Annotated in this window: 1 pseudogene; it reads left to right on the forward strand. The window is 72.1% G+C overall.

What is annotated here, in order from left to right:
* Position 1: 1 nt before the first annotated feature.
* Positions 2–127: pseudogene (locus ACNFOC_RS51175) on the forward strand (alpha-ketoglutarate-dependent dioxygenase AlkB); the annotation flags it as partial.
* Positions 128–4,635: the final 4,508 nt, after the last annotated feature.

Raw genomic sequence — 4,635 nt, forward strand, 5'->3', positions numbered from 1 at the left:
GCTGTTTCCGAGGGTTCGTACGGAGATCGCGCCGGGCGCGGTGCACGTGCCCGACTGGCTCTCCCCGGACCGCCAGCGCGACCTCCTGACGGCCTGCCGCGAGTGGGCCAGACCCCCCGCCGGACTGGCGCAGGCTCACCTGGGCCGGCACCCGGACCTGGCCGCCGAGTTCGCCGGAGAGGGTGCGGCTGAGCCAGGAGCGGGTCGGCGCGTCGGCGGCGTCCCAGGCGATGACCCCGCGCTGCACCAGCGCGCCCAGCACGTTGGGCGGCCAGTCGGTGACCAGGGTGGAGCGGACCGTGGCGACCAGCTCGTAGTCCAGGCCGTCGAAGTCGGCGGCGCTGTCGGTGCGCTGCCAGAACCGGTCCTCGGCGGTGCTCCCCTGCTTGTCGACCTTGCTGGACGAGGAGACCAGATGGGCGGAGGGACCGAGCCGGTCCGTGCGGTCGTCGGCGTCGGGGCGGCTGAAACGGGCCGTCGGGTTGCCGGTGAGACGGTGCGTCCGGCCCACCGAGGAGGAGAGCGAACGGCCCTCCGCCGTGTGTGAACCCCACTGCTCGATACCGGACTTGTCGCCCGGCACCGCGGTGCCCCGCACGGCGCCCCGGTCCGCGGCGGTGGTCGTGGGACGGGCCGAGAACGTCACCTCGACCAGGGCCGCCCCGCCGAACCGGTGGTGCCGGAAGCTGAACCTGACCTGTCCGCCGCCGCGCCCGACCAGCGCCCGCTTCCCGGCGACCCCGGTGTTGTCGGCGATCAGCGTGGCGACACCGGGCAGATAGGAGGCATGGCCGGGGGTGGTCGCGCCGGGGGCGTAGTGGTCCACCAACTGCCGTACGTCGTTGTGGAATCGGGAGCGCTGCTCGGTCTGCGGGGTCGCCGTCGGGCCCGTTCCCGGGTCGGAGAACTCGGTGACCGAGTTGACCGCGGCCAGGCCGAGGGTGCCGTCGTGGACGTAGCGGTTGGGCAGTGACGGGCTGGTCAGGCCGGTCGTCGACGGGTCGGCCGGGCGGTCGGGCAGTGCGCCCATCCACCGTCCGTCGCGCCGGAGTTGGCTCTCCGTCATCAGGAACTGGAGCCCGCGCGGCACGTCCACGGCGAGCGTGACGGTCTCCCCCGGCCCGAACCCGAGGGAGTTGGCGACCACGTTGCGATGCCCGGACCGTACGGTGATCAGGTAGGTGACGTCGGCCGTGATCCGGTGCTGGAGGCCCGACTGGGTCGGTGTCCGGTTGGTGCCGGTGCCGCTGGTGAGGGTGTCGGACTTGTCGCTCTTGCGGTCGTACTGGTAGCGCGCGGACGGGTTGAAGCGGGACGGCGTGGAGGGCGTGGGCGCCGGGGAGCCAGCGGGCAGCGAACTCGCGGGAGGACTCGGCGGGTTGTTCTGGGTCGCCGAGCCGCCCATCCCGAACTGGTGTGTTTTCCCGAGGCCCTTGAGCTGCTGCGCGGAGTCGGCGGCGGAGATGCCGGTCTCCAGGTACTGGTTCACGCTCTGCGTCAGGTGGGGCGTGTGGGCGACGGCCTCGATCTCGATCGCGAGCTGGCCGTCGGCGCCGAGCCCGGGCAGCGTCAGCCCCTCCACCACGTAGGTGCCGCTGAAGATCTGGTGTCCCCGGCCGACCAGCGAACCGGGCGAGAGCGCGGTGGTCCGGGACTCGGCGCTCACCGTGGTGGTGTCGCCGAACGGACTCCCGACCAGCGAACTGCTCAGGAATCCGGTGACGTTGTCCACCAGCCTGGCGACGCGGCCGGGAGGGACGGCCGGATCGTCGGCGGCGTTGTCGTCGTCACCTGTATTGGCGTCGGCATTGGTGTTGGCGTCGACACCGGTGCCCGTGACGATCCGCCGGAAGGCGTCCTGGAGTGCCGCGGAACCGCGCACCACGTCGATCAGGGCGTCGTCCGGGACGCGGACGACGTCCGGGTGGGGCGCGCCGGTGGCCGGGTCCGTCATGGCCAGGCGGTCCCGGTCCTCCTGCCTGACCTGCCGTACGGTGTACGGCTCGCCCTCCGGCGTGGGCTCCGCGTCGGCACCGTCCAGTGTGCGCTCGTGCGGTACGGCCAGCCGGATCGTGCCCGCGACACCGCGCTCGTGGGGGGCGTTCAGGCCCAACTCCGGGTCGGGCTCGCCGTGTTCGGCGGGCGGTGCCACCTCGCCGAACCGGGCCACGGGTTCCTGGCCCGGCCCCTCGTACAGGTCGAGCGTGAGGCGGGCCGGTACCCCGAACTCGTGGGTGTCCTGCCCGGTGCCGATGAAGAACTGGTCGTGGCCGAGCGTGGTGCCGGTGGTGTTGCCGAGCGTGGCCTGGCCGACGTACTGGTAGTCGCCGGTGGCGCTCAGGGTCCACGAACCGCCGTGCGGTGTGGGCACGGTGAGTCCGCCGCCGAGCCCGCCGCCCAGGCCGTAGGTGTTGCCGAGCCGGGCGGTGCCGCCGCCCGCGGCCTGCGCCAGGCCCATGACCTGGATGTTGGGCAGCACGGTGCGGTGCTCCACCGGCCGGTTCGGGTCGCGCTGCGCGCCCAGTTCCAGTCGTACCCGGCGCCGCCCGGTCACCGAGGGGATCTCCAGGAACAGCGAGTGGCCGCCGTCCACCATGGAGTCCGTCGCCGCGCGCAGCCCGAGCGGGGAACGCAGTTCCTGGAGCCGCCGCAGATTGTTCAACTGGGCCTGCACCAGCGTCTCGTCGGGCAGTCGGCCCCGGCGCGGGGCGTCCGCCGGCGGGGGCAGGAAGCCGTGGTCCCGCAGCCAGGTCTCCGCGTCCTCGAACAGCGGATCCGCGTCACCCTCGTCCACCCCGAGCGGCGCGGTGGACTGCCCGATCGACTCCAGCGTCTCCAACTCGGGCGGCAGCACGCGCAGTTCGTCCGGGCTCGGCTCGTGCCCCGCCGCGTCCTCGGCGCTGAGCACCCGGAGATCGAGAGCGTGCGTCCAAGTCCCGGGCGTATAGGCGGAGTTGGAGCCGTCGGGCCGGATCAGGGTGAGGGTGTACTCGACGTCCGCCTCGGTCAGCAGATGGCTGTGGTTGGTGCGTACCGCGTGCATGGTGCCCGCGAGGGCGCTGGTGCCGAACACGTTCTGCGCCGCGAAACTGGCGGTGCCCTTGCCGTTGACGGTGCCGCCGATGCCGTGGGAGGCGTCCGGGTGTCCCGCGCTGTGGTCGATCGTGAGGGCCGGACCGACGCTGCCGCTGAAGGTCACCCCGCTGTTGAACGACGTGTTCTGGTCGTTCTTGACCGAGTTGACGACATGGCTTTCCAGGTTGATCTTCTTGTCGAGGCTCTTGGCCACGGGGGTGGTGCCCCGGACCGTCGCGTCCAGCCGCATCATGCCGACCGCACGTCCGTGCGCGTCGGTGAGCACCGGCGAGTACAGCCCGCCCTCGACCTGCATCGGCAGTGTGCCCCGCAGGATCGGTTCGCCCAGGAAGTCCGCGAGTTGGGCCGACGACGTGTCGTCCAGGTCGGCACTGAAGTGCTCCGCGGCCCCCTCGTACAGCCGCCGCGGATGCAGCACCGAGTCCACGCCGTAGATCGGCAGCGTCCTGATGTCGGCGGGGGTGGGCAGTCCCTGGCCGGGATCGGTGTCGGTGTCGGCGTCCACGAGGTGCTGCGGGAACCAGATGGTGACCGGCCCGTGCTGCTCGGCCGGACGCCAGTCGTGCGCGGGATCGGGGTTCGCGACCACAACAGCCGTATCCGTCACGCCTGTTGTGTCTGTCGCGTCCCCCGCATTCGCTACGTCGGGATTGCCTACGTCCGTGCCCGGGGCCGGCGCGTCCACGCGCACCTGCCAGTTGCCGGTGAAGTCGAAGGCGCGGGAGGGCTCGTTGCTGCGCTGGGCGCTGGTGGTCTGCACGACCTGGGTGACGGTGGTCGAACCGTCCGCCTGGTTGTGGGTGATGGTCGCGCTCAGCGCGATGTCCACCCCGCGGACCGGTCCCGCCGCTGCGATCGGCACCGAACCGGTCCACGGCACCGGGATCGTGGAGAACGTCCCGGAGGGCTGCGCGGAGACGATCTCCCGGGTGCCCTGCCCGCGCCGCTCCACATGCTTGTCGGGATCACTCGTGTCGAGCGTGCCCTGCCGCACGGACGGCCGCCTGTCGTCGAGCGACAGCCGTACGTCCACCTCCCGGTCGGTGCCGTCGACGTCCAGGACGATGCGGTGACCGCCCTGGCTGCGCAGATACGGCATGTTCAGCGTCATCTGCTCCGACGACAGCACGTCCCGCAGCTGCGTGAGCACGGGGTCGTCCGGTCCCGGAGCGGGCCGGCCGAGCGCCGTGAGCACCTGGCGGTGCAGCCCGTCGACCGCGTCCGGCGGGAACGGCTCCACGTGCACGAGCCCCACCTGGCCGTCGTGCCGCCGACCGTAGCCACCGAGGTAGGAGGTACGGCGTCCACCGCCGGCCACCATCTCGGTCGGCGCGGTGGTGTCGCCCTCCGGGGAGGTCAGGGTGATCTCCGGGACCGGCACGACCACGGGGGCGCTCTCGGTCTCCGTCTCCACATGCGTGTCGGTCGGATCGATGTCCGGCGAGTCCGTGTCGTGGAGCACCGTCACGGGCGTGGACGTGGACGTGGTGGCCACCGGTATCGGTGCGGTGTCGCCCTGATCGACGGCGGGGGTGAGCG

It is taken from the genome of Streptomyces colwelliae (assembly GCF_048158785.1).
Taxonomy (GTDB): domain Bacteria; phylum Actinomycetota; class Actinomycetes; order Streptomycetales; family Streptomycetaceae; genus Streptomyces.